The 25040-nt window shown below is 62.7% G+C and carries 21 protein-coding genes; 7 read left to right on the forward strand and 14 right to left on the reverse strand.

Annotated features, from left to right (window positions below):
* Positions 1-32: 32 nt before the first annotated feature.
* From QTA58_RS18570 to QTA58_RS18630, 13 genes are all read right to left on the reverse strand, one after another.
* Positions 33-1124: an aminotransferase class V-fold PLP-dependent enzyme gene (locus tag QTA58_RS18570; RefSeq protein WP_289670064.1), complete on the reverse strand. Its 1092-nt coding sequence runs from the start codon at positions 1122-1124 to the stop codon at positions 33-35.
* A complete protein-coding gene (locus tag QTA58_RS18575) occupies positions 1121-1924 on the reverse strand; it encodes an ATP-binding cassette domain-containing protein (RefSeq protein ID WP_289670065.1) in 804 nt (267 codons plus the stop codon). The genes QTA58_RS18570 and QTA58_RS18575 overlap by 4 nt, the downstream gene beginning before the upstream one ends.
* A complete protein-coding gene (locus tag QTA58_RS18580) occupies positions 1921-2703 on the reverse strand; it encodes an ABC transporter ATP-binding protein (protein ID WP_289670066.1) in 783 nt (260 codons plus the stop codon). The genes QTA58_RS18575 and QTA58_RS18580 overlap by 4 nt, the downstream gene beginning before the upstream one ends.
* Positions 2700-3530, reverse strand: a complete 831-nt coding sequence (locus tag QTA58_RS18585) for an ABC transporter permease (RefSeq protein WP_289670068.1) — start codon at positions 3528-3530, stop codon at positions 2700-2702. The genes QTA58_RS18580 and QTA58_RS18585 overlap by 4 nt, the downstream gene beginning before the upstream one ends.
* Positions 3530-4516: an ABC transporter permease gene (locus tag QTA58_RS18590; protein WP_289670071.1), complete on the reverse strand. Its 987-nt coding sequence runs from the start codon at positions 4514-4516 to the stop codon at positions 3530-3532. The genes QTA58_RS18585 and QTA58_RS18590 overlap by 1 nt, the downstream gene beginning before the upstream one ends.
* A gap of 43 nt (positions 4517-4559) precedes the next feature.
* Positions 4560-6170, reverse strand: a complete 1611-nt coding sequence (locus QTA58_RS18595) for an ABC transporter substrate-binding protein (protein WP_289670073.1) — start codon at positions 6168-6170, stop codon at positions 4560-4562.
* A gap of 260 nt (positions 6171-6430) precedes the next feature.
* Positions 6431-7450, reverse strand: a complete 1020-nt coding sequence (locus QTA58_RS18600; RefSeq protein WP_289670075.1) for an extracellular solute-binding protein — start codon at positions 7448-7450, stop codon at positions 6431-6433.
* Between the two features lie 35 nt (positions 7451-7485).
* The gene (locus tag QTA58_RS18605; protein WP_085424724.1) at positions 7486-7899 is read right to left on the reverse strand and encodes a Rieske (2Fe-2S) protein; all 414 of its coding nucleotides are present in this window, start codon (positions 7897-7899) and stop codon (positions 7486-7488) included.
* 2 nt (positions 7900-7901) lie between these two features.
* The gene (locus QTA58_RS18610) at positions 7902-9008 is read right to left on the reverse strand and encodes an amidohydrolase family protein (protein ID WP_289670078.1); all 1107 of its coding nucleotides are present in this window, start codon (positions 9006-9008) and stop codon (positions 7902-7904) included.
* Positions 9005-10129, reverse strand: a complete 1125-nt coding sequence (locus QTA58_RS18615; protein ID WP_289670079.1) for an amidohydrolase family protein — start codon at positions 10127-10129, stop codon at positions 9005-9007. Before QTA58_RS18615 ends, QTA58_RS18610 begins: the two co-directional genes overlap by 4 nt.
* A gap of 15 nt (positions 10130-10144) precedes the next feature.
* On the reverse strand, positions 10145-11248 hold the full coding sequence (locus QTA58_RS18620; protein ID WP_289670080.1) for an amidohydrolase family protein: 1104 nt from the start codon (positions 11246-11248) through the stop codon (positions 10145-10147).
* A gap of 3 nt (positions 11249-11251) precedes the next feature.
* Positions 11252-12331 (reverse strand): amidohydrolase family protein, encoded by a 1080-nt coding sequence (locus tag QTA58_RS18625; protein WP_289670081.1) that lies wholly within the window; start codon positions 12329-12331, stop codon positions 11252-11254.
* Positions 12332-12547: 216 nt separating this feature from the next.
* Positions 12548-13474 carry a LysR family transcriptional regulator gene (locus QTA58_RS18630; protein ID WP_085424719.1) on the reverse strand — a complete coding sequence of 309 codons (927 nt, stop codon included), beginning with the start codon at positions 13472-13474 and terminating at the stop codon, positions 12548-12550.
* A gap of 522 nt (positions 13475-13996) precedes the next feature.
* Between QTA58_RS18630 and QTA58_RS18635 the strand changes: the two genes are divergently transcribed.
* From QTA58_RS18635 to QTA58_RS18650, 4 genes are all read left to right on the forward strand, one after another.
* Positions 13997-15058, forward strand: coding sequence for an extracellular solute-binding protein (locus QTA58_RS18635; protein WP_289670083.1), 1062 nt, complete (start codon positions 13997-13999; stop codon positions 15056-15058).
* Positions 15059-15131: 73 nt separating this feature from the next.
* Complete coding sequence (locus tag QTA58_RS18640) at positions 15132-16898, forward strand: iron ABC transporter permease (RefSeq protein WP_289670085.1); 1767 nt, start codon at positions 15132-15134, stop codon at positions 16896-16898.
* Between the two features lie 86 nt (positions 16899-16984).
* The gene (locus QTA58_RS18645; RefSeq protein ID WP_289670087.1) at positions 16985-18079 is read left to right on the forward strand and encodes an ABC transporter ATP-binding protein; all 1095 of its coding nucleotides are present in this window, start codon (positions 16985-16987) and stop codon (positions 18077-18079) included.
* Positions 18080-18267: 188 nt separating this feature from the next.
* Positions 18268-19674 (forward strand): aminomethyltransferase family protein, encoded by a 1407-nt coding sequence (locus QTA58_RS18650; RefSeq protein ID WP_289670089.1) that lies wholly within the window; start codon positions 18268-18270, stop codon positions 19672-19674.
* Between the two features lie 517 nt (positions 19675-20191).
* On the opposite strand, the gene QTA58_RS18655 is transcribed toward QTA58_RS18650, so the two are convergent.
* Positions 20192-21580, reverse strand: a complete 1389-nt coding sequence (locus QTA58_RS18655; RefSeq protein ID WP_289670092.1) for an FAD-linked oxidase C-terminal domain-containing protein — start codon at positions 21578-21580, stop codon at positions 20192-20194.
* A gap of 549 nt (positions 21581-22129) precedes the next feature.
* On the opposite strand from QTA58_RS18655, the gene QTA58_RS18660 reads away from it, so the two are divergent.
* From QTA58_RS18660 to QTA58_RS18670, 3 genes are all read left to right on the forward strand, one after another.
* Entirely contained in the window at positions 22130-23164 is a 1035-nt protein-coding gene (locus QTA58_RS18660) for a TRAP transporter substrate-binding protein (RefSeq protein WP_289670095.1), read from the forward strand.
* 76 nt (positions 23165-23240) lie between these two features.
* Positions 23241-23741, forward strand: coding sequence for a TRAP transporter small permease (locus tag QTA58_RS18665; protein WP_085424712.1), 501 nt, complete (start codon positions 23241-23243; stop codon positions 23739-23741).
* Positions 23738-25033 (forward strand): TRAP transporter permease, encoded by a 1296-nt coding sequence (locus QTA58_RS18670; protein ID WP_289670098.1) that lies wholly within the window; start codon positions 23738-23740, stop codon positions 25031-25033. The genes QTA58_RS18665 and QTA58_RS18670 overlap by 4 nt, the downstream gene beginning before the upstream one ends.
* Positions 25034-25040: the final 7 nt, after the last annotated feature.

The following is a 25040-nucleotide window of genomic DNA, read 5'->3' on the forward strand; positions in this document are numbered from 1 at the left end:
GATTCCGATTTTCGGTAAGCACGATGCTGTAGTCAGTCGCCGTAGTGGAGGGCGATGGCATCGACCGCTGCGGCGATATCCGCTTTGAAGCCGAGCCTTCGCAGGCCCATCCCGAAAGCCGTGACATTGCCGAGCACGCTGTCGAAGCGGGCGCGCCGGCCGGTATGGTTCAGCCGGACCAGCCGTTCGGCACCCGGTCCGATGCCGGCGGAAAGCTCCATGACGCGCGGGGCAACGGCGAGGAGTGCGGTCATATCGGCTCCGGCCGGAAGTCCGGCGGTCGTCACCAGGTTCGACGCCTTGGTGGAGTCCACCCACAACTCGGCACCCAAGGCGGCCAGTGCGGCGCGTGTCGCCCTCGCGGCGCGAACATGCCGGGCGACAATCTGATCTACGCCTTCCGCCTCGACCCGATCCAGGGCCGCTTCGAGCGCGAAGAATTCCAGCGGCGCGGTGGTTCCCGGCAACACGCCGCGCCCGGTGTCGAGCCAGGCCCTCTGGTCGATAAGCGAGAGAATGGAATCTCTTGGGCCGCCTTGCCTGGAAATCAGCTCCCAGGCGGCCGGGCTGACGGAAATGGCCGAAAGTCCGGCGGGACCAGCCAGCGCCTTCTGCGGGCCGATGACGGCGATGTCGATGCCGAGTTCATCGACATTAAGCGCATGGCCGCCGACCGAAGCCACCGCATCGACCACCGTCACGATGCCGCGGGCCCGCGCAAGCGTCGCGATCTCTTCCAGGGGATTGCGGATGCCGCTTGCCGATTCGGCGTGCACAAGGGCAAGAACGCTCACGTCCGGATGGGCATTGAGCGCCGCCTCGACCGCGTCAAGTTCTATGGGACGCGCCGGCTCGGCCGCGAGACTGACGACATCGGCACCGCCTCGCCGCAGCCAGTTGCCGAACCAGCCGCCGTAGAGGCTGGTGACGATGTTGACCGCCTTCAGGCCCGGCCGCGCGAGGCTCGCGGCGACTGCTTCCAGCGCCACGACCGCTTCCGACTGGATCAGCAGCACGTCGTTGCGTGTCTTCAAGATCCTGCCGATCCTGTCGGCGACCGAGGCGTAGCGGGCGGCGGGAAAGGCGGGCACGTCGTTCAGCGGATGCCAGCGGTCAAGCGTCATGAGTCGTGTCCTTCCGAAATTCCGGCAGATGTCCCGGTAGCAAAGCGCGGCACGGCGGCGATCAGCGCCCGCGCTGCCGAGGATTGCGGATTGTCGATCACCTGGCGAGCGGTTCCGGTTTCCACCAGGCGCCCGGCATCCATAACGGCGATCCGGTGCGAGACGGCGCGCAGCACGGCGAGATCATGCGAGACGAAGAGATAGGCGATACCGCGCTCCTCTTGCAACTCGACGAGCAGTTCGAGGATCTTTCCCCGGATCGAGACATCGAGCGCCGAGACGGCTTCGTCGAGGACGACCAGCGACGGCCGGGTGGCGATGGCGCGGGCGATCGCGATCCGCTGCCTCTGGCCGCCGGAGACTTCACGGATGGAGCGTTCCGCATAGCTCGCCGGCAGACCGACGCGGTCGAGCAGCGTGGCGATCTCCTTCGGTCTTTCGTTTTTCGGCACGATGCCGTGGATGCGCAGCGGATCATCCAGCACGGACGCGACCGTGGCGCGCGGGTTGAAGGCGCCGAGCACGTCCTGGAACACCATCTGCATTTTCGCACGCCGGCGACGCAGTTCAGGTCCGGTAAGCGCAAGCCAGTCTTCGCCGTCGAAGCGGATCCTCCCGGCATCGGCGGAGATCAACCGCATGAGGATGCGGGCAAGGGTCGATTTTCCGCTGCCGGAGGCGCCGACGAGCCCGAGCGTCTCCCCCGCCGCAAGCATGAAGGAGACATCGTGGAGCGCTGCGACCTGGCGACCGCCCGAGGAAAAACGTTTGGAGAGATTTTCGACCGACAGCAGCGTCATGATGCCACCTCACGGACAAGGGGCGGCGTGGAGAGATCGCGGTGGCTGGCGATCAGCGCTTTCGTATAGGTTTCCTGAGGCGTCGCCAGGACGGTGGCCGTCAGGCCGGATTCGACCAGGCAGCCATCCTTGAAGATCGCCACCCGGTCGGCGAAGCCCGACGCAAGCGCGATGTCGTGCGTGATGAAGAGCAGGGTCATCCCGGCTTCGCGGACGAGCTCGTCGAGCAGCGAGACGATCTCGGCTTGAACCACCATGTCGAGCGCGCTGGTCGCCTCGTCGGCGATGAGGAAGCCGGGTTTTGCCGCAAGTGCGGCCGCGATCGCAACCCGCTGGCGCTGGCCGCCCGAAAGCTGATGCGGAAACGCCTTGAGTGCCTTGTCGGGCTCAGGAATATGGACCCGTTCCAGCATGTCCAGCGCCCGGGAATAGGCCCTGTTCCATGAAAGCCCGAGATGCCGGCGGGCGCCTTCGGCGACCTGTTCGCCGATCGTCAGCACCGGATTGAGGCTGGCGGACGGGTCCTGGAAGACGAAGCCGAGATCGCGTCCGGGCTGAAGCGGATGACCAGACGACCAGCGCATTCCGCCGCTCGTCACCGAGCCGGATGGCAAGAGCCCCGCAACGGCACGGGCCAACGTGCTTTTGCCGGAGCCGCTTTCGCCAATGATCGCCAGGCGCTCCCCGGCAATGACGTCAAGGTCGATGCCTTTCAGCGCCGGTATCTTCTGGCCGCGATAGGTGACCGAAAGGTTTCCGATTTCGCAAAGCACGCTCATGCTTCGCTCCTTCGTCCGGCAAGCGCATTGGTGAGGCCTTCACTGAAGAGATAGACGCCGACGACCGTCACCACCAGCGCAATGCCGGGAAAGATCGACAGCGACGGCGAAGAGCCCAGGATATTGCGGCCTTCTGCGATCATCGAACCCCAGGTGACCACATTCGGATCGCCGAGGCCTAGGAAGGAGAGGGCCGCCTCGGTGAGGATCGCAGCCGCGACGATGATGGCGGAGAGCGCCAGAACGGGCGGCAGCGCGTTCGGCAGGATTTCCTTGAAGGCGATTTCAGCAGGATGCATGCCGATCACCCGCGCCGACGCGATATAATCCCGTTCGCGGATCGAGAGCACCTGGGCGCGTGTCAGCCGCGCCGGATCGGCCCATGCACCGAGCGCGATCGCAAGCACGACGACGGGCACCGAGGCGCCGATGACGCTGACGAAGGCGAGCGCCAGCAGAAAGCTCGGGACGATCTGGAAAGCATCGACCACACGCATCAGCGCTTCGTCGACCAGCCCTCCGGCAAAGCCGGCCGCCAGCCCGACGCAGAGGCCGATTGCGATCGCGGCGAGCGCCGCTGCGATCCCGACCGCAAGTGAGGTGCGTGTGCCGTGGATGATGCCGGCAAGCACGTCGCGGCCGAGACGATCTGTGCCAAGCGGGAAATTGACGTCGGTGAAGGGTGGGAGCAGCGGGCGCGCGGCAATCCTCAGCGGGTCGCCGGGAGAGAGCGCGGGTGCGAGGAGAGCGATCAGCACCAGGAGAGCCAAAATGCCAAGCCCGATCACGCCTTCCGGCGTTCTGATGAGATTTCGAATCAACCTCATCAGCCGCTCTCCGAGGCGCCCACGCGCGGGTCGAGCGCGGCATAGACGATATCGACCACCAGGTTGACGCAGATGACGAGCACGGCGCTGACGACGATGATGCCCATCAGGAGCGGTGCGTCGCGACCGCTGACGGCCTCCTGCGCCAGGCGGCCGAAGCCGGGGATGGCAAAAATGCTTTCGATGACGACGCTGCCGCCGAGCATGGCGGCCGATTGCAGGCCGAGCATGGTCACGAGCGGCAGCAATGCATTGCGCGCCACGTGGCGCAGCACGATGCGGGCGCGGGAAAGCCCCTTCGAGCGCGCGAAGAGCACGAAATCGAGCCGCCAGACCTCCGCCATGCCGGCACGCGTGACGCGCAGGAAGAGCGCCATGTAGATGAGGGCAAGTGCTGCGACCGGCAGCACGAGATGTGCGGCGATGTCTGCAGCGCGGGCGAGGCCGGTTTTTCCCGACGCGATGGTTTCGATGCCGGAGGTGGGAAGCCAGCGAAGCTGTACCGCAAAGATGATGCTGAGCACCAGGCCGAGCCAGAAGCTCGGGATCGCGTAAAGGATCAGGGAAACGGTCGAGAGCGCTCGGTCCCGCAGGCTCTCCGGTTTCGCGCCGGCGAGAATGCCGAGCGCCGAGCCGAGCCCGAACGAGAGTGCCGTGGCGCTGCCCATCAGGAGCAATGTGTTCGGCAGGCGTTCGAGGATCAGGTCGCGCACCGGCCGGCCGAAGGCGACCGACCAGCCGAGATCGAGCTTCGCCAGCGACGAGACATAGAGCCAGAGCCGCGCCGGCATGGACTGGTCGAGGCCGTAAGCCTGCCGCAGCGATTGCGCGACCGTAGCGTCCCCGCCGCCGATCGAGAGCAGATAGGCGTCGACCGCATCGCCGGAGGCCGATTCGAGCAGCAGAAAGGTGAGAACGATGACGATCAGCAGCACGGGAATGCTGCTGATCGCGCGGCGCCGGATCAATCGAAGGGCACGGTTCACGCTGCTTGAGGCCTCGGGACTCGGTTGCTGGAGAGCGACCCTATCACGATTGCAGCGCGGTATCCGCCCAGTTCGATACCGCCCAGCGCGGATTGTTGGAGACGTTCAGCACCGTGTCGCGTGCCACCGTGATGAAGCCCCATTCGGCGACGTTGATCAGCGGCAGGTCGGCCGCGACAAGCTTCTGGAACTGGCGGTAAAGGTCCGTACGCGCTGCCGTATCGACGGTCTCGGCTGCTTTGGCGATGATATCGTCCAGCTGCTTGTTCGCATACCCGCCCTGGTTCGAAAAAGGGACGCCGGCGGGCGTTCCGGATTTTACAAGGATGGTGGTCGAAATCGCCGGATCGCCGCGGAAGACAGGCGGCGCGACCGCCAGGTCGAAATCGTGATCCGTATAGACCGCCTTCTGATGCGCGGCGGAATCGGCATTCACCAACTGGGCGTCGATGCCGACGGCGGCCAGCGCCTGGCGCAGGTAGTCTCCGAACTGCTTCGTTTCGTTGAAATAGGGAGCGGGGCGAAGCTTCAGCGAAAAGCGGGTGCCGTCGGCGCCCTTCTTGTAGCCGGCCTCGTCCAGCAGCGCATTGGCCTTGGCGATGTCGAAATCATAGGTGGGTACGTCGGCGTCATAGAATTCCGGCGCGTTCTTCGGCACGGGACCGGTGGAGGCGGCGGCGTAGCCGAGGAAGATCGTGTCGACGACAAATTTCCTGTCGATCGCATGGGCGATCGCCTGACGTACCTTCAGGTCGGCCAGCTCCTTGCGGCGATGGTTGATCTCCACCACGAGCTGGTAAGTGAGCGCCTCGTAGCCCTTCGAAATCACCTTGATGCCCGGCACCTTGGAAATGCGGTCGAGATCGGTGAGCGGCACGGCGGAGAAGGCAGCAAGCTGTATTTCCTCCGCCTCCAGCGCCGTGCCGGCCCCGGCACGATCCGGCAGCACGCGGAAGATGACCTCGTCCAGCTTCGGCTCACCCTCCGCCCAATAATCCTCGTTCCTGGTCAGGCGGTAATATTCGCCCGGCTTGTACTCGGTGAACTTGAACGGGCCGGTGCCGACAAGCTTCACATTGGCCGGATTGGCGCCGATGTCGGTGCCTTCATAGACGTGCTTCGGCACGACGCTGCTGACGACCGGCAGCGCGTTGCGGATGAGCTGCAGCGGCGTCGGCTTGGAGAAGCGGAAGACCGCCGTCGTTTCATCCGGCGTGTCGACGGCTTCGAGATTGGCGAAGACGAGGCGGCCGAGATTCTGCAGCGGCTTCCAGATGCTGAGGGCGGAGAAGGCGACGTCGGCGGAGGTAAAGGGCTTGCCGTCGTGCCATTTCACGCCTTCGCGCAGCTTGAAGGTGACGGACTTGCCGTCCGCAGAGCCTTCCCAGGAGGTCGCCAGACGCGGAGAAAGACCGTCCTTGCCCTCGAACGAGGCTTCGGCGAGCGGCTCGACCACCTTGCTGGCGACGAAGAAAACGCCGTTGGAGGCAACGATCGCCGGATTGAGGTTCTTCGGCTCGGAATCGGCGGCGACGATGAGGCGGCCACCGGAAGGCGCATTCTGGGCGCGGGCGAAAGTCGGGAGCGCCGTCGAGGCGAGGAGGGCGGCGCCCGCCTGTAAAAGAGTGCGTCGGGATAGGTCGGCGATCGTCATGGCTCTCTCCTGCGTCCAGCTTTTCGAACAGGATATTGCCAGCGAAATCGTCCGCCGCACAGGCAGGAAATTTCACTTCCATGCCTTCGGGAACAAATTCTCGTCGACCGGGCGGGTGGAAGCGCATTTCCTTTGCGATAGAAAGGTTTAGGTCGTGGCGGGGGCTTACCTTATGCGCGATGCGGACGGTGTATCGCAAACCGCGCGGGCGACACACCGTTTCTTCCATCCGGAGAGGATGTTTTTAGGGTCGCCCGACCTTATGGATAGATCTTCTTGGCAAGATCCATCATCGGACCGTATTCGTCCAGCTCGCGGGTGCCGAGCAGCTTTGCGCTGGCGAAGCGCTTGGATTCGGGGTCCAGCTGATCTTCCACGCCTTTCACCACCGGCAGCATCCAGGCCTTGGCGTAGGTGACCTGCGATTCCATCTCGAGGAAATGGTTGATGAAGAGCCTGGCCGCGTTCGGATGCGGCGCGTTCTTCATGATCGCGAAGTGGATCGAGACATAGGGAACGCCTTCCTCCGGGACCACGACCTTGATCGGCAGACCCTGCAAATCGTTGGCGAAGGCGAACATCTGCGGGATGTAGATCGGATATTCGCCACGGGCCACGCGACGGGCGTCGTTGCGCAGGTCGCGGCTGAAGACCGGCTTGTTTTCGGCGAGCTGTTCGTTGAACGCCTGGCCGAAGGACTTGTTGAAGACCACGAACATGGTGCCGCCGGAGCCGAGCGGACGCATGTCGTCGGAAAGGATCTTGCCTTTCCATTTCGGGTCGGCAAGGTCTTTCCAGCTCTTCGGCTCGTCCTCCGGCTTCACGAGGCCGGTATTCACCAGAATGCCATAGGCCTGCAGAAAACCCGGCACATGATCGTCGGTCACTTCCTTCTTCATGTCGTCGCGGATATTGGCGACGTTCGGGATATTGCCGAGCGGTTCGACGGCAATGCCTTGAGCCTTGCCCGTTTCGATCGAATTCGCCGAGTGCATCTGGATGTCGGCGAGGTAGCGGCCGGCGGTCTGTTCGGAGCGCAGGCGTTCGGTGAGTTCGCTGGCGCGCACGTCCAGCGACTCGACCTTGATGCCATATTTCTCCTGAAAGGACTCGATGACGGCGACGAAATTCGGCGCGCCGAGCTGCGAGTTGTAGACGGTGACCGTTCCTTCTTTCTTGGCGGCTTCCACCACCTTGTCCCAGCGGGCATCCTGCGCAAGCGCAGGTGCAGCGAGCATTGCGCCGAGCGCGAATGCGGTCAATTTCCGGATAAACGACATTATTCTCCTCCCTGGAGTGCTCGCTTGATGGACGTTCAGATCTCCACGACCACGTAGTCTTCATCGATGGAGACCGGAAAGGTTTCGGCCTGATAGGGACCTTCCACGAGCGCTCCGCCGCTGGCGACGGAGACGTCGAAGCTTTTCACCCGCGTGCGCGCCGGGTCGCACCAGGATTTGCCGGTGCGGATGTCGAATTCCCAGCCGTGCCAGGGGCAGCGAACGAGCTCGCCGTGCCGCGTCATGCGGTACTGGCCCGGTTCGTCGGATTCGGCGAGCCCCACCATCTGGCCCCGGCAGAGGTCGGCGCCCTCATGCGGGCAACGGTTGGCGATGGCGAAGAACTCGCCTTTGACGTTGAAGAGGGCGATGTCGCGGCCTGCGACCTTCACCAGTTTCGATTTGCCGATATCGAGTTCATCGACCTTGGCGACGACGTGACGAGCCATTCTCAGTTCAATCCATAGAAGTTGACAGCGTTTCCGGCGAAGATCGCCGCTTTTTCTGCCGCGGTGAGCGGCACCTTGAAGGCATAGCGGGGATCGTCGAAATCCCAGTGCGGATAGTCGGTCGAGAACATCAGCCGGTCCGTGCCGATCCAGTTGAGCGTATCGGTGAGGTTCCTGGCCGGGTTCGGCTCCTCCATCGGCTGGGTCGTGAACCAGATGTTCTGTCTGAGGTATTCGGACGGCGGCCGCTTCACATGCGGAACCTCGTCGCGCATGGCCGCCCAGGCCTTGTCCATGCGCCAGCCATAGGCCGGTACCCAGGAGAAGCCGCCCTCGACGAAGGAGACCTTCAAGTCCGGGAACTGCTCGAAGACGCCTTCGAAGATCAGGCTGGCGATGATCGCCTGCATGGTCTGCACCTGGCTGTGGTGCTCCTCGATATAGTAGGAAGGCCAGCCGGCGCCGGTGGCCTGGTGGCCGCCGATGCCCCCCACATGCATCGAGATCGGCAGGTTATGGCTGAGCGCGGCCTCGAAGATCGGCCAGTGACGGCGCTTGCCGAGCGGTTCGATGGAGCGCGGCGGCAGGAGGATCTGCAGAAAGCGCCTGTCGGAGGCGCGGCGGTTGATTTCTGCCACGGCATTGGCCGGATCTTCCTGTGTGGCGATGATCGAGCCGCGCAGCCGCGGTTCCGGCTCCAGGAATTTGCCGACCTGCCAGTCGTTGATGGCCGTGGCGATCGCGGCGGCAAAGTCCGGATGGCGCTGGCCGCTGGCGTTGAAGCGCAGCGGCACAAGCACCCCGATGTCGATGCCGAGCCCGTCGAGATGCTGTTCGCGCAGGAAGGGCAGGTCGGAGCCCGGCGGTCCGCCGGCCGGCGGCCAGGAATCGACGCGCGAGACTTCCGGCACCATGCGCGGATGGGAGAGCGTTTCGGCAAGTCCCTGCCGGGTATGGCCGCCATAGGTGGCCAGATGATCCCGCCAGCGCTGCGACAGATACGGATGCATTTCCGCCGGCGTCTTCATCGACGGATGGATGTCGCAATCGATCAGATTGTATTTGGCCTTTGCCCCGACCGGGCGTTCGAGTGTCTGCGCTTCTGTCATTTCGAGACCTCCTTTCCGAAATCCGCGGCGATCCGCGGATAGGTGGCGAGCGGGTTGTCGATCATGATCTTGCGGGCAAGCGTTTCCCCGAGCGCGGCGGGAAGTGCGTTCAGTCCTTCAAACTGGGCATGCGGATAGTCGGTCGAGAACAGCAGGATGTCGTCGCAGTCGATGTGGGCCAGCGTTCGAACGAGAGCGTCGGTCTCCAGCGGGGCCTCGACCGGCTGCAGCGTGAAGCGCACGTGCCGCTTGACGATGTCGCTCGGCTGTTCGGTCACCCAAGGCGTTTCGGCGCGGACGCCGCGCCAGGTCTTGTCGGCCCGCCAGAAGAAGGAGGGAAGCCAGGTGAAGCCGCTCTCGGCGAAGACCACCTTGAGCTCCGGTATCTTGTGGAAGACGCCTTCGGCAACCAGGCTGAGCAACTGGCTCTCGAAGATCGAACCCTGCGCCACATAGGCTTCCACGAAGAAGCTCGGCCAGCCGGTTGCGGTCGGCGCATGGCGGTTGCTGCCGCCGGCATGAATACAGATGGGCAGCTTATTGCGGGCGGCCGCCTCGTAGATCGGCCAATAGCGGCGGCGGCCGAGCGGTTCGTCGTTCTGGGCGAGGATCAGCACCTGCACGAAACGATTGTCGTCGGCGCGCGTCTCGATCTCGGCGACGGCAAGCTCGGCATTCTGGGCGGAGACGATGATCGATCCGCGCAGGCGCGGTTCCTTGTCGAGCCATTCCCGCGCCAGCCATTCGTTGACCGCGCCGCAAAGGGCTGCAGCCATGTCGTCGGAATGCATGATCATCGAGCCGTGCAGGACGTTGCAGATTGCAAGCCGCGTGCCGAAAGGATCGAGCGCCTGGGAGCGGACCGTCTCCAGCGTGTCGCCGGCGAAACCGCTCTTCGCCCTCCAGTCGGCGCGGACGTTGATCGGTGCGCGGGCCGGCGAGGACGTCATCGCCAGGCTCAGCCGGTCGACGCCTCGCATGACAAAGGTCTCGCGCCAATAGTCGTCGAGATAGGGGAGCAGCGTCGTCGTTGCCGGCGAGGCCGGATGCAGGTCGCAGTCTATGCCGCCGACCGTCGAAAGCCTCGATTCCTTGCCTAACGATCTGATCATTTCATTCATGCGGGGCGCTCCGGGTCAGGGCAGGCGGTAGACGGCTTTTGCGTTTTCGCGAAAGATCTGCGCGCGTTCGGTCGGCGACAGCGGCACCTTGAAGGCGTAGCGCGGATCGTCGAAATCCCAATGCGGATAGTCGGTCGAAAACATCAGCCGGTCCGTGCCGACCCACCGCAGCGTATCCAGCAGATGGCGGTTGTTCTCCGGCTCCTCGATCGGCTGCGTCGTGAACCAGACGTTTTCGCGGAGATATTCCGATGGCGGCCGTTTCACATGCGGAACCTCCGAACGCATCCGTTCCCATTGTTTGTCGAGCCGCCACATCAGCGGTGCGGCCCAGGCGAAGCCGCCTTCGACGACGACGAGCTTCAGCTTCGGGAAGCGCTCGAAAACGCCTTCGAAGATCATGCTCGTCACGACGCTCTGCAGGCTGTGCGAGAACGCGTAATGTTCCTCGATATAGAAGGACAGCCAGCCTGCGCCGCTATTGGTGTGCTGCCCATAGGCGGCGGAATGCATGCCGATCGGCAGATCGTAGTGTTCGGCCGCTTCGTAGATCGGCCAGTAGCGCCGCCGTCCGGCCGGTTCGATTGTGCGCGGCGGAATGGCGATCTGCACGAAACGCGTGTCGCCGAAGCGCGCTTCGATTTCGGCGAGCGCGGAGGGGACGTCCTCCTGCGTGACGCAGATCGATCCCTTGAGACGCGGTTCCGGGGCCATCCATTTGTCGATCTGCCAGTCGTTGACGGCGACGCACATGGCTGCACCGAGCTCCTGGTTCAGCGTCGAGGAACCGGCCGCGAGCGGCTGCAGTACGCCGTATTCAATACCAAGCGGATCGAGAAGCTGCTCGCGCAGATAGGCGAGGTCGGAGGCCGGCGGCCCGCCGTTCGGAGGCCAGGCATCGCGGCGCATGCCGTTGCCGGGCGTCATGCGCGGATAGGGAAGGGTGCCGACGACCGGGTTGGCGCTGCGCTGTCCATAGTCCGCCAGATGGTCGCGCCAGCGTGCGGGCAGGAATTTCGCAAGCTCGCCCGGCGTGCCGAGCGCCGGATGGATGTCGCAATCGACGATGCCGAGCTTGGCTTCGGCTTTGGTGTCCTTTTCCAGAATGGTCTGATTCATGGCTTAGCCCTCCAGCCGCGGATAGGTGGCGAGCGCGTTCTCCCGGACCAGCCGGTCAATCAGGCGTTCCGGGAAGCCCGCGGGAATGGCGGCGTCGCCCTCGAACTGCGCATGCGGATAGTCGGTGGAGAAGAGCAGCATGTCGTCGGCATCGAGATGCTCGATGATGTGCTCCAGCTCCTTCGGGTCCCGCGGGGCGTCGAAAGGTTGCGTGGTCATGCGGATCTGGCGGCGGATCAGCGATGCCGGCGGCTCCTTCACCCAGGGCACCTCGATGCGGGCGCCGCGCCAATCCTTGCTCATCCGCCACATCTGGCCGGGCAGCCACGAGACGCCGGATTCGATCAGCACGATCTTCATGCCGGGGAACTTGCCGAGCACCCCTTCGGCGACGAAGCTGCCGACCTGGGCGGCAAAGCCCTGGATCTGGTGGACGTAATCCTCCGCCAGGTAGGAGAGGAAGCCGCTCTGGCTCGGCGCGTGGCGATAGGTGCTGCCGGCATGCACGCCGAGCGTGAAACCGTGACGTTGCGCGGCCTCGTAAACCGGCCAGTAGAGGCGGCGGCCGAGGGGCATTTCGCCCATGCAAAGCGCCAGAACCTGCACGAAGCGCTTGTCGTCGGCAAACCGCTCGATCTCCTCGACGGCCGCTTCGGGGTTCTGCATCGGCAGAACGAGCGAGGCGCGCAGGCGCGGATCCCGGTCCAGCCATTCCGCCTTCAGCCAGTCATTGGTGGCTCGGCAAATCGCCGTCGCGAGGTAGGGATCGTAGATCGCATGAACGCCGGTGACGCAGTTGAGAATCGCGTATTTCAGGCCGAATGGGTCGAGCAGGTTCTTGCGGAGCTTCTCGACCCCTTTTCCTTCCGTCGCCTTCCAGTCCTCGCGGAAGAAGGGCTTGCTGCGGGTCGGGAAATTGGTGAGTTCCAGCCGGTCGACATCGCGGGAGACCATGATCTCCTGCCAGTAATCGTCGAAATAGGGCATCAGATCCGCACGCTGCGGCGCATCGGGGTGAACGTCACAATCAATCGCGCCCAATTGCGAAAGCACCGGGTTCCGCTGCATCACAGCAGTATCCACCGCGCAAACCTCCCTGTCTGTTCGGCCGCCACTTCCTCAGCGGCAGGCAGAAGCCTTACTCCCGAGCGGTACCCTTCAGGCGGCTGCCGCTCATCGCATCAGCGATGCGTTTCCTCGATTTGGAAGGGTAAGGGGCGGTCGAGCGAGTGAGAATACTCTTTTTCGTCCGAGCGGCTTTCGCAAAACGAGAAAGCTGAACGGCCTTTGCTTTTTCTCCTAGAGCAAAGATGCGGCGTCGCGGCCGGGCCTGTCGCCGCTTACCAGCGAGGCATGCATATGGACTTTCAGCCAGTCCATCACCGCCCGGACACTGGGCTTGCGGGCCTGGGTCTGGGGAATCAGCGCCTTCAGCCAGAGTTCCGCCACCGGATAGTCCGGCATGAGTTCGATCAGCTTGCCGGTTCGGATCGATTCCTCGGCGACATAGCTTGCCACCATGGCGATGCCGCGGCCGCGCAAGGCCAGGTCGTGGAGTATCTGCGTATCGTTGGCGCTGAAGGCGGAACGCACCTCGACATCGATCGGTCCCCCGGGGCTCAGAAAGGACCAGGTCGAGCCCGTAGCATGAAATGTCAGGCAGATATGGTTGACGAGATCGCGGGGATGTTTCGGGATGCCGCGGCTTTCGAGATAGGACGGGGCGGCGCAGAGCTTCCGCGGATAGGGACAGAGCGGTTCGTCGATGACGTTGGAATAGGAGGCGGGGAGCGCCCCAAGCGCGATGTCATATCCCTCTTCCGCAGGGTTGACGGATCGGTCCACCAGGGCGAGGTCCATGGTGACGTTGGGATTTTCCTGCTGGAAGTCGCTAAGGATGCGGGCGAGGAAAGCGATCGTCACCGTCGTCGGCGCCTTGATGCGCAGATGTCCCTCGATGCGCTGGGCAACCGCGGCGGCGCCGCTGATCGCATCGTCTATCTCCTTCACCAGTGACTGGTAGCGCGGCAGGTAACGTTCGCCGACTTCCGTCAGGATGAGCTGGCGGGTCGAGCGGACGAAGAGCTTCACCCGCATTTCGTCCTCCAGGCGGCTGATGCGCTTCGTCACGACGGACGGCGCGACACCGAGATGACGGCCGGCCGCCGAGAAGCTGCCGGATCTGGCAACCGCCAGAAACGTACGAATATTGATGAGCGTATCCAATGCTTTAAGTCTCCCAAGCCGCCCGAAAGGGCGGTCCTCCGCAGGAAAGCTACCACGATTCATCTTTCTATTTTCGAGAAAAGTGAATGTAAAAAAATGGTGCTTTTCCACTGCAAGGGAAAAGGTCAATCTAGCAATGGAGGAAATTCCGGTGCCCTGCGCCGCCGTTCCGGTGGCGGAAAAGACAGGTGTTGGGTCGGAATTCGGAATTAGGGAGTTTCAATTGGCAGATGCCGATCTTGCCCGAACGGAAAGCTTTTCGTGCCGTATCGCGCGGTACGTATCAGGGAGCTTGTCACTGCGGGTGCGCGAGATCGACCTGGTCCAGGCCGGAACGGTAGACACTGACAGGACGTAAATCCCGCCATGGCCTTTCAGGCGGGCGGAGGCGACGGCATCGTCCGGGAAAACGGTGCCGTCAAGTGGAGAAGGACATTGCGGCAGGGTGGCCGCAGGCAGTTTCAGCGTCGATGTCGCAATTCGCCATCGCGCCCCATCGTCGGTTCCAGGGAGGAGAGATACGTGACGAGAACGACATTCAGGACTTCGGCCATTCGCAATTGGTCGCGCCGGTTTTTTCTGACGGCCGCAGGCAGCATTGCCATCGCGGCGGCGGCAGGCCTGCCGGTTCACGCGCAGGATGCCGAATGGCAGAAAGTGATCGAAGCGGGCAAGAAGGAGGGCACGCTCGTCCTCTATACCGCCCTTGTAGGCCAGCCGAGCACCAAGGCGATCGCCGAGGCCTTCACCAAGGAATACGGCATCGACGTCGAGATCCTTGAGGCGCGCGCCAGCGAAATCCGCGAGCGTGTCCGCGTCGAGCAGGCGGCCGGTCGTTTCGCGGCCGACGTGATGTTTACCAGCGAAGGGCAGACGATGCTCTACGACAAGGAGGACAAGTCGGTCGATCCGCTGCCGGTGACGCCGAATTCCCAGAAGATCAACGACAGGTTCAAGCTCAAGGTGCCGATGGCTTCGGTGATGACCATTCCTTACGGCATCATGGTCAATACCGGCCTCGTCAAGCCGGAGGACGAGCCGAAGAGCTGGAAGGACCTTGCCGATCCGAAATGGCAGGGCAAGATTCTCTCCGATGATCCGCGTGCGATCGGGGCCGGCTATCTCTGGTTCTTCTCGACCCATGATCGGATCGGCGAGGACTATGCCAGGAAGGTCGCGGCCCAGAAGCTCTCCTTCACGCGCGACCAGCGCGAATCGCAGCGGCGCACCGCCCGCGGCGAATATTCGATCTACATGCCGGTCATCCTGACCGATTTTTCGGATCTCAAGGGTCTCCCGGTCAAGTTCATCATTCCGGAAGAGGGCGTGCCGTATGTCCTTTACGGCAACGTTCTGCTCAAGAAGGCACCGCATCCGAACGCCGCGAAGCTCTATCTCGACTTCCTGCAGGGGCCGGTCGTGCAGAAGATCTACGCAAGCCTCGGCTACGGCCCCGTGCTTGACGGCATGACCGAGGGCCTGCCGGCGGACGTCAAGGCGATTTCCGAAGCCAAGCTCTACGGCACGACGGACACGACCCGCCAGAACGAGATGCTCGCGAAGTCGAAGGACATCTTCAAGTGATATTACAGCACCTCCGCCGGGATACGATCCGGCGGAGGCGCTTTCCCATGACATTGGAGCAGCGAGGATCCTTATGACGATTATCCATAATCGCTCCCTGGACGATATCAACGACACCACGCCGGTTCTCGGCGGCAATGCCATTACGCGCGCTTTTTCGGGCGGCTCGCTGACGCGCCTGATCGGCATGCTGTTGCTGATCTTAATCCTCGGCTTCCTGACGATCTATCCGCTCTCCATGTTGCTTTACGGCAGCCTGCATTCGACGCCTCCCGGGATGGCCGGCGAGTTCAACCTCAACGGATACCGCTCGATCATGACGACCCAGAACCTCATCGTTCTGGTCAATACGGTCGGCATTTCGCTTGCGAAAACCATTCCGTCGCTGACGATCGCGGTGTTTCTCGCCTGGATCGTCGCGCGCACCGACACGCCGTTCCGCGGGACGCTGGAAGTGCTGATCACGCTGCCCTTCTTCATCCCGCCGATCCTGACGGCGATGGCCTGGGGCATGCTCGCCAATCCGCAGGTCGGCGTCATCAACATGGTGTGGCGCTGGCTCACCGGTGCCCAGGACCCGCTGATCAACATCTATTCCTATGGCGGGGTCATCTGGCACATGTGCCAGTATTCGATCCCCTTCCTTTTCCTGTTCATGGTCGATGCATTCCGGGCGATGGACCCGTCGCTCGAGGAATCGAGCCGCATGTGCGGCGCCTCGCGCTGGACGACCTTCCGCAAGGTCACGCTGCTCCTGATGCTGCCGGTGCTGACCAGTTCCTTCATGCTGAGCTTCATCAAGGGCATCGAGACCTTCGAGTCGGCGCTGTTCTTCGGCCTGCCGGCCGGCATCAAGGTGATCACCACGGATATCTACGAGTCGATCAACCACCGCGCGACACCGGATTACCAGTACGCGACCTCGCTTTCCTTCGCGATCATGGGGCTGATGTTCCTGCTGGTCATCGCGCAATGGGCGATCCTGCGCGGCAAGAGTTTCCAGACGGTCACCGGCAAGGGGTTCCGTCCGAACGTGATGGAACTCGGCCCCTGGCGTTGGGTGACCTTCGCGATCTGTGTGCTCTTCTTCTTAGTCACCGTCGTTTTGCCGGTCGGCCAGCTTCTGCTCGGCTCCTTCTTCCGGTTCTTCGGTTTCTATACCTACGACATGCTGACGCTGGAGCATTACAGGGCGGTCTTCTCGAATTCCGAATTCTGGCGGGCTATGCGTAACACGATGGTGCTCGGCCTGCTTGGCGCGACCGCGACCATGGCGCTCGGTGCGATCGTCGCCTATATCTCGGTGCGTACCAAGTGGCGGGGCCGCAGCCTGATCGACGGCATGGCCTGGCTTCCCTGGATGATGCCCGGCATGGTGCTCGGCGTCGGCTTCCTCTGGGCGTTTGCCATGCTGCCGGGGCCGATCCCGATCTACGGGACCATCTGGGCGCTGTTGCTTGCCTATATCGCGCTCGGAACCCCGGTCGCCGTGCGCGTCATGACGGGCTCCTACCACCAGCTTTCCTACGATCTGGAAGAATGCTCCCGCGTTCACGGCGCAAGCTGGCTGCAGACCCTCTGGCGCATCCTCGTGGCGCTCGCCTGGCCCGCTTTCGCGGTCGGCTGGGTGCTCACCTTCTTCGGCATCATGCGCGAGCTGTCCGCATCGATCCTGCTCTATTCGGTCGGTTCGGAGACCTTGGCCGTCGTGCTCCTGAAACTGTGGGCGAACGGCAATGCCGAACAGGTGAGCGTCATCGGTCTGATGATGATGTTGCTCGTCATCCTGTTCCGCTGGGTGCAGCTTCGCTTCATCAAGGCCCGCATCAGCAAGCTTTGAACCCGATCCGGCGGCTGCGGCCGCCGGCACCAATCGATTTTTCAGTCAGCGGATTTCCAAATCCGCGCTCGGCAAGGAAGAGAAATATGGCTTCGGTAACGCTCGAAAACGTGACCCGCATGTATGGCGCGATCACGGCCGTGGATCACGTGAACCTGAAGATCAAGAGCGGCGAATTCGTCACGCTGCTCGGGCCGTCGGGTTGCGGCAAGACGACGACGCTGCGCATGGTGGCGGGGCTCGAAAAGAACACCGGCGGGCGCATCTCGATCGGAGACAATGTGGTCTCGGATGCGGACAAGGGCTATTTCGTGCCCTCCGAGCGGCGCCGCCTCGGGATGGTTTTTCAGTCCTATGCGATCTGGCCGCACATGACGGTGTTCGACAACGTCGCCTATCCGCTGCGCATCCGCCGCCGCCCGGACAAGGAAATCCAGGATCGGGTCATGAACGCGTTGCGGCTCGTCGAGATGGAGCAATATGCGGAGCGCCCGTCGCCGGCACTTTCGGGCGGTCAGCAGCAGCGCGTGGCGATTGCCCGCGCCCTCGTTTTCGAGCCGGAGGTGCTGCTTCTCGATGAGCCGCTCTCCAACCTCGACGCGCGGCTGCGCACCCAGATGGGCGACGAGTTCCGCCAGCTCCAGCAGCGGCTGAAGATCACCGCGCTCTACGTGACACACGATCAGTCGGAGGCCATGGCGCTCTCCGACCGGGTCGTCGTCATGCATGGCGGCAAGATCCTGCAGGTGGGCGCGCCGGAAGACATCTACCGCAGGCCGGAAAACCGACAGGTGGCGGCCTTTTTCGGCACCCCGAACCTGCTCGATGCGAAGGTCAGGGATTGTCGCCCAAACGGCGGCCAGTATTACAAGCTGGATGTCGAAGGGCAGGGGTGGTCCGGCGAATGTCATGCGGCGAGCGAAATGCCGAAGGGTGCTGACGTCACCGTCATGGTGCGGCCGGAAAACCTGCATATCCGGGAGACCGGCACGGTGAACGGCGGGCTTTCCTGGTCGGGCGAGATTTCACAGGCGATCTTCCGGGGCCCGCACCGTTCGATCATGGTCAAGACTCCGGCCCAGACGCTGCATGTGGAAACGCCCTCGCTTGCCGATGTCGGCATCGGCCGGCCGGTCACGGTCGCGGCACCTTCGGACGCGGCCTGGGCGGTCCGTAATTAAGGATTCTTCATCCGTCGTGTGTACACGTCCGTTATCGACCGGCGCGAGTTGCAAGGAAATTATGACCTTCATCCATTTCTAATTGGCTGCCGGCTCGTTTATGTATACATAGATGGTCTCGATGAATTGCTCCGGGCGACGGTGGACTTGCGCCCGGGACCACAGGCACAATCGAGTGAGGAGGAGAAATGCTCAAGAATCTGACCCAGATCCTTAAAGAGAAGGGCAATACCGTCGAGATGCTGCGCAATTCGCGCATCGGCATGTACATCTATCCGGTCGTTGCCCCGGAATTTTCCAACTGGCGCACCGAACAGGTCGCATGGCGCCAGTCTGCCGTTCTTTTCGATCAGTCGCATCACATGGACGAACTGATCGTCGAAGGTCCGGACGCTGCGAAATTTCTCGAAAGCCTGGCGATCAACAGCTTTGCCAATTTCGACACCAACCGCGCCAAGCATTACGTCCCGGTGACGCCGGCCGGCCATGTCATCGGCGACATGATCATCTTCCGCGAGACCGAACAGAAGTTCGTACTCGTCGGCCGTGCGCCGACCGCCAACTGGCTGCGCTACAACGCCTCGCTCGGCAAGCACAACGTCAAGCTCACCCATGACCCGCGGTCTCCGTCGCGTCCGGACGGCAAGCTCGTCACCCGCGTCCATTACCGGTTCCAGATCCAGGGTCCGGATGCGCCGAAGATCTTCGAGAAGATGAACGGCGGCCCGATCCCGGACATCAAGTTCTTCCACGTCGACTGGATCAATGTCGGCAACAAGAAGGTCCAGGCACTGCGCCACGGCATGGCCGGCGCCCCGGGTCTCGAAATCTGGGGTCCCTATGCCGAGAAGGACGAGGTGCGCGACATCATCGTCAAGGCGGCCAAGGATGCGGGAGTCGAGCTCTATCTCGTCGGTGCGCGCGCCTATTCCACCAACACGCTCGAATCCGGCTGGATCCCATCGCCGCTGCCGGCCATCTATACCGGCGAGGAGCTCAAGGGCTACCGCGACTGGCTGACGGAAGACAGCTATGAAGCGACCGGCTCCATCGGCGGCAGCCTCGTCTCCGACAATATCGAGGACTATTACGTCAACCCGTACGAGCTGGGTTACGGCATCTACATCAAGTTCGACCATGACTTCGTCGGCCGTGCCGCTCTCGAAGCGATGAAGGGCAAGCCGCAGCGCAAGAAGGTCACCTTCGAGTGGAATGCCGAGGACGTGATGAAGGTCATCGCCTCGAACTTCGTGCCGGGCGGTGAGGCCTACAAGTGGATCGATCTGCCGCAGCCGAACTACGCCTCCTCCAGTGCCGACCGGATCATGCATGGCGACAAGGTCGTCGGCATGTCGATGTTCAACGGCTACAGCTATAACGAGCGTTGCATGCTGTCGCTCGGCGTCGTCGATCCGGATATCCAGGAAGGCGATGTGCTGACGCTCATCTGGGGCGAGCCGAATGGCGGCACCGACAAGACCTCGATCGAGAAGGGGCACAAGCAGGCGGAGATCCGCGTCCGCGTTTCGCCGACGCCCTATGCCCGCGAAGCCCGCGAGAACTACGCCGAAAGCTGGCGCACCAAAAAGGTCTAACTGCCTCCCAAGGCCAATACGGGAACGGCGCCTTCGGGCGCCGTTTTTCGTTATGGGGAAAAGGAGGAAGGCTCGTCATCTTGTCTGTTCGGACAATCCCATGCAATTCTATCAATCGATCGAGGGCATGGGGAGGTCTAGAGCATGAGGAGTATGGCGCAAATCTGCTTGCTGATTGTTATCCCACTACTTTCGGCGTGCAATACCAGTTCAAGCGCTGAATGGTCGGAAACATCGCCGAGTACCAAGGATGCAAGATTTGAGCGGGCAAAAAGCATCTGCAATGGTCGAGCAGCCGAAACGCGAGTGGTCGCAGGACGGTTGTGGATACTTGGTCTAGCTGCGTCAGATAGTACATTCCGCGCTTGCATGGCAGAGCAAGGCTTTACGCCGAATAAGTGAGGATAATTGCTTGCGTTACCCCGGGCTTCTCCGGACAATAAACCTTCGATCAACGTGGATAGTTCCTCGGGACAGCTGGAGGATGACGGCCGGTTGAACTTTGCCCTTTTTGATCTCACCCGGCGTCCCCCATTTTGCCGGGATTCATGATGCCCAGCGGATCGAGCGCGGCCTTGATCTTCTTCATCACGTCGACCGCCTTGCCGTGTTCCCGGCGCATGAATTTCTGCTTCGCCATGCCGATGCCATGCTCGCCGCTCGCCGTGCCGCCGACCGCAAGCGCACGCTCGACGAGCCTGTCAGACATTTCCTCCGCCTCCTGAAGATGCGCGGGGTTGTCCGGATCGATCAGATAGGCGGTATGGAAGTTGCCGTCGCCCACATGGCCGATGATCTGGCCTTTCAGGGACGAGGCATCGATATCGGCGCGTGCCGCGACGATGCTTTCCGCAAGCCGCGAAATCGGCACGCAGATATCGCCGGTATAGAGATCGTAGCCGGGGATGATCGCCTTCGTCGCCCAATAGAGGTCGTGGCGGGCCTGCCAGAGTTTCGTGCGTTCGTCGGCGTCCGCGGTCCAGCGGAAGGAGATCGCGTCGTGGCTCCCGGTGATCTCCTCGACGAGGCGTGCCTGCTCTTCGACCCAGGCCTGGGTGCCGTGGAACTCGAAGAAGAGCGTGGGCGCGACGGGAAGAGTGAGCTTCGAATAGTTGTTGACGCCGGCGATCGCCACCTCGTCCAGGAACTCGACGCGCGCGACGGGAATGCCGTACTGGACGGCTTCGATCACGGCTTCCACGGCATTCGCGACCGTCGGGAAGGAGCAGATCGCCGATGACACCGCTTCCGGAATCGGATGCAGGCGAACGGTAAGCTCGGTGATGACGCCGAGCGTGCCTTCCGCGCCGACGAAGAGATGTGTGAGGTCGTAGCCGGTCGAGGATTTTCGCGCCCGCGAGCCGGTCTGGATCGCCGTTCCGTCCGGTGTCACCACCCGGAGAGCCAGAACGTTTTCCCGCATCGTGCCATAGCGCACGGCGGTGGTTCCGCTGCCGCGGGTCGAGGCCATGCCGCCGATGGAGGCATCCGCGCCGGGATCGACCGAGAACATCAGGCCGGTCTCGCGCAGTTCTACATTGAGCTGCTTGCGCGTGACGCCCGGCTGTACGACGGCGAGCAGATCTTCCGGACGGATTTCGACGATCCGGTTCATCTCGCGGGTATCGAGCGAGATGCCGCCGCGGATCGGGATCGTATGGCCTTCCATCGAGGAGCCGGCGCCGAACGGCACGACCGGCACCCCATGTGCGGCGCAGGCCGAGACGATCGCCTGCACTTCCTCTTCGGTGCGCGGAAAGGCCACCGCATCGGGAAGGTGAGGCTTCAGGCGCGACGTGTCGTGGCTGTGGTGGTCGCGAACCGAGGCCGATGTCACCAGCCGGTCACCGAGAACGGTCTTGAGCTCGGCAATGGCCCTGCCGGCGGGCGTGATGAGATCATCCATGTTCTGTCTTCCTCCCTGATCTCCGCACCGATGAAGCGAAGCGTGCCGCTCCGGATGTCGTGATGCGGTCATGCAATCCCAGCCGGCCGCACGGGCGGTCAAGCCACGTCTCCCTCGGCGCGGCGCCTCCCGTCGCGCTACATTCCTCCGGCCGGCTCCCATGTATGCACGAGCGTCGTACTGTATCATTCTAAACAGTTTGAACCCGGGGTGAAGAGCCTCTCGGAAAAATCTCAGGATGCCTGATTTTTGCATCCCGAACCCAAATGACAACTTGTCGTTTCCGCTGCAATGTGTTGAAATTCGAATGCTCGAACAGGCGATCTCAAGGGAGAACGGATCGTCGTGGTAAATCGGGCATGGGAGGAGATCGATGTATACACAACTGGTCATCACAGTTGCGTCTGCCATGCCTATGGCAAGTTCGGTTTCGGCCACCAGATCGATGTCCGCTTGCAGCCTTCTTCCTTAACGAGAGGGTGCGAACAGCTCATTGACCGGACGGGGAGGGAGCCCCGCCGACTTCATTTTCAACGGGAGGAGAAACGCATGAAACTGAAGGCATTGCTTGCTTCGGCCTGCCTCGCAGCGCTGGCCGCCACGGCGCCGGTCACAGCTGCACGGGCCGCCGAAGTGGAACTGACCTTGTCGCATTGGGTGCCCGCCACCCATGCCCTGCAACCCGGCGGCATGGAGCCCTGGGCGAAATCGATCAGCGAGGCGTCCGGCGGACGCATCAGCATCACCATCTATCCGGCCTCGCAGCTCGGTGCGGCGCCCGACCATTACGATATGGCGCGTGACGGTATCGTCGATATCGGCTTCATCAACCCGGGCTATCAGCCGGGCCGTTTCCCCATCCTCGCCGCGGGCGAGATTCCGTTCCTGATCTCCAATGCCAAAGGGGGCTCGCGGGCGCTCGACGAATGGTATCGCCAGTATTCCGGCAAGGAGATGAGCGACGTCTATGTCTGCATGGTGCATATCCATGACCCCGGCACGCTGCACGGCACCAAGGGGCCGATCCAGGTCCCGGCCGATCTCAAGGGCAAGAACATCCGCCCGGCGCATGCCACGATGGCCCGTCTGGTCAACTCGCTGGGGGCAGCCTCCGTGCAGGTGCCGGCCGGCGAGATGCGCGAACTGATCTCCAAGGGAGCGGCCGACATGACCGCATCGCCGTGGAACTCGATCTACACGTTCGGACTGCAGGACGTGACGACGCACCATCTCGACATGCCCTTCTACGTCACGACCTTCGCCTTCGTGATGAACAAGGACAAGATCGACGGGCTCGAGCCGCAGGACCGCAAGGTGATCGACGATCACTGCACGCCCGAATGGGCGGAGAAGATGGCGAGCAAATGGGCGGATGCGGAAGCGGCAGGCCGCCAGAAGATGCTCGATGCGGGCGGCCATACGTTCTACAAGCCGACGCCCGATGAGGTGGAGCTTTGGAAGAAGGCGACCGCATCGCTCCAGGGCGAATGGGAAGCGGCCGCGACCAAGGCCGGGATCGATGCCAAAGCCGCCTGGGCGAGCCTTGAAGAGACGCTCAAGAAGTACAATGCGGACGTGAAGTAAACGTCCGGCAGGCCGACCGGGACAGGCGCCGTTGCGGTGCCCGTCCTTCCCCTCATTCGTATTTCGAGCTTGTGCCATGAACCGATATCTCGAACGCTTCAGCGAAGCTGTCGATATGATCGCCGGTCTTCTGCTAGGCCTGTGCACGATCCTGATCGTCGCCTCCACAGTCGGCCGCTACGTCTTCTCCTGGGCGATACCGGATTCCTTCGACCTTTCCCGCTATCTGATCGGGGCCTGCATGATGTGGGGTTTCGCCTCGCTCGGATATCGCGGCGGGCATATCGCGGTGGACCTGCTCTACGAGCCGCTTGGCCCGAGGGGGCGCCGCGTCCTGGATTTCATCGCCTGGGCCTCGCTGCTCGCGTTCACGGCGATGCTCGCCTACATGATGTTCTTCCGCCTGACGAGCGCCTATCGCAGCAACGAAGCAACCTTTGACCTGCGCATTCCGGTATGGCCACTCATCGGCCTGATCTGGCTCGGCTGCGCATCGGCCGTCATCACGACGGCCGTGGTGCCGTTCCTGCGCCGCAAATCAGAGGAACCCAATCCGCTCGAGGGCCATGGCGTATGAACACCGCTGATCTCGTTGCCATCGGCGGCTTCGTCGCCATGTTCGTGCTCATGGGGCTGCGCGTGCCGCTCGGTGTCGCCATGGGGCTCGTCGGGGTCTTCGGCTTTGCTTCCATGCGCGGCATTGCCCCGGCGCTCAATCTTCTCACCACATCACCGATCCGCGTCATCACCGATTTCAACCTGACGCTGGTGCCGTTCTTCATCCTGATGGGCGTGTTCGCCACCAATTCCGGCATGTCGCGGGAATTGTTCAGGACCGGCAATGCCTGGCTCGGGCAGTTCCGGGGTGGCCTTGCGCTTTCGACGATCGCCGCCTGCGCCGGGTTTGCGGCGATCTGCGGCAGTTCGATCGCCACCGCCGCGACCATGACCCGCATCGCACTGCCCGAAATGCGCAAGGCCGGTTATGAGGATGCCACGTCGACGGGGGTGATCGCCGCCGGCGGCACGCTCGGCATCCTCATCCCGCCGTCGGTGATGATGGTGGTCTATGCCTTTCTGACCGAGACGGATGTCGGTCAATTGCTGATGGCGGGCATCGTCCCGGGCATCATGGCGACGCTCATGTATATGGCGACCGTGCTGATCGCGCACGGCAAGCGACTGCCCCCCGGCAAGACCTTCGACCTGAAGGAGGCGATCGCCTCGCTCCGCGACGTCTGGGCCGTGCTGCTTCTCTTCATCGCGGTGATCGGCGTCATCTATCTGGGCGTCGCCACCGCGACCGAGGCGGCGGCGGTGGGCGCGTTGCTGACCATGGTGATCGGCATATTGCGCGGGCGGCTCAACACCAAGCTCATCATGGCGAGCCTGGTGGAATCGCTCCGCACCTCCGTCTCGCTGTTCAGCGTGCTGATCGGCGCCATCCTGTTCGGTTATTTCCTGGCAATCACCCAGTCGCCCCAGAAGCTGACGGCGTTCCTGGTGGCCATGGATCTCGGGCCTTATGGTACGCTGGCGCTGATCCTCCTGATCTTTTTCATCGCCGGTGCCCTGATGGACGAGATGGCGATGATCATCCTGCTCGTGCCGATCGTCTTTCCGGTCATAGTCCATCTCGGTTTCGATCCGATCTGGTTCGGCGTTATCATCGTCGTCGCCTGCGAACTCGGGATGATCACGCCGCCGGTCGGCATCAACGTCTTCGTCATCAATTCGATAGCCAAGGATGTGAAGATCACGACGATCTATGGCGGGGTGATGCCTTTCATCCTGACGGATATCATCCGCCTCATCCTGCTCGTGATCTTCCCGATGATCGCGCTCTGGCTGCCGACGACAATGCGATAGGAGGAGA

This window comes from Neorhizobium sp. CSC1952, from assembly GCF_030378245.1.
Classification (GTDB): Bacteria; Pseudomonadota; Alphaproteobacteria; order Rhizobiales; family Rhizobiaceae; genus Neorhizobium; species Neorhizobium oryzae_A.

Coding starts and splice junctions, on each gene's coding strand:
- QTA58_RS18570 (WP_289670064.1), bottom strand. CDS start 1,124: ATGACGCTTGACCGCTGGCATCCGCTGAACGACGTGCCCGCCTTTCCC.
- QTA58_RS18575 (WP_289670065.1), bottom strand. CDS start 1,924: ATGACGCTGCTGTCGGTCGAAAATCTCTCCAAACGTTTTTCCTCGGGC.
- QTA58_RS18580 (WP_289670066.1), bottom strand. CDS start 2,703: ATGAGCGTGCTTTGCGAAATCGGAAACCTTTCGGTCACCTATCGCGGC.
- QTA58_RS18585 (WP_289670068.1), bottom strand. CDS start 3,530: ATGAGGTTGATTCGAAATCTCATCAGAACGCCGGAAGGCGTGATCGGG.
- QTA58_RS18595 (WP_289670073.1), bottom strand. CDS start 6,170: ATGACGATCGCCGACCTATCCCGACGCACTCTTTTACAGGCGGGCGCC.
- QTA58_RS18600 (WP_289670075.1), bottom strand. CDS start 7,450: ATGTCGTTTATCCGGAAATTGACCGCATTCGCGCTCGGCGCAATGCTC.
- QTA58_RS18605 (WP_085424724.1), bottom strand. CDS start 7,899: ATGGCTCGTCACGTCGTCGCCAAGGTCGATGAACTCGATATCGGCAAA.
- QTA58_RS18610 (WP_289670078.1), bottom strand. CDS start 9,008: ATGACAGAAGCGCAGACACTCGAACGCCCGGTCGGGGCAAAGGCCAAA.
- QTA58_RS18615 (WP_289670079.1), bottom strand. CDS start 10,129: ATGAATGAAATGATCAGATCGTTAGGCAAGGAATCGAGGCTTTCGACG.
- QTA58_RS18620 (WP_289670080.1), bottom strand. CDS start 11,248: ATGAATCAGACCATTCTGGAAAAGGACACCAAAGCCGAAGCCAAGCTC.
- QTA58_RS18640 (WP_289670085.1), top strand. CDS start 15,132: ATGACGATTATCCATAATCGCTCCCTGGACGATATCAACGACACCACG.
- QTA58_RS18645 (WP_289670087.1), top strand. CDS start 16,985: ATGGCTTCGGTAACGCTCGAAAACGTGACCCGCATGTATGGCGCGATC.
- QTA58_RS18650 (WP_289670089.1), top strand. CDS start 18,268: ATGCTCAAGAATCTGACCCAGATCCTTAAAGAGAAGGGCAATACCGTC.
- QTA58_RS18655 (WP_289670092.1), bottom strand. CDS start 21,580: ATGGATGATCTCATCACGCCCGCCGGCAGGGCCATTGCCGAGCTCAAG.
- QTA58_RS18660 (WP_289670095.1), top strand. CDS start 22,130: ATGAAACTGAAGGCATTGCTTGCTTCGGCCTGCCTCGCAGCGCTGGCC.
- QTA58_RS18665 (WP_085424712.1), top strand. CDS start 23,241: ATGAACCGATATCTCGAACGCTTCAGCGAAGCTGTCGATATGATCGCC.
- QTA58_RS18670 (WP_289670098.1), top strand. CDS start 23,738: ATGAACACCGCTGATCTCGTTGCCATCGGCGGCTTCGTCGCCATGTTC.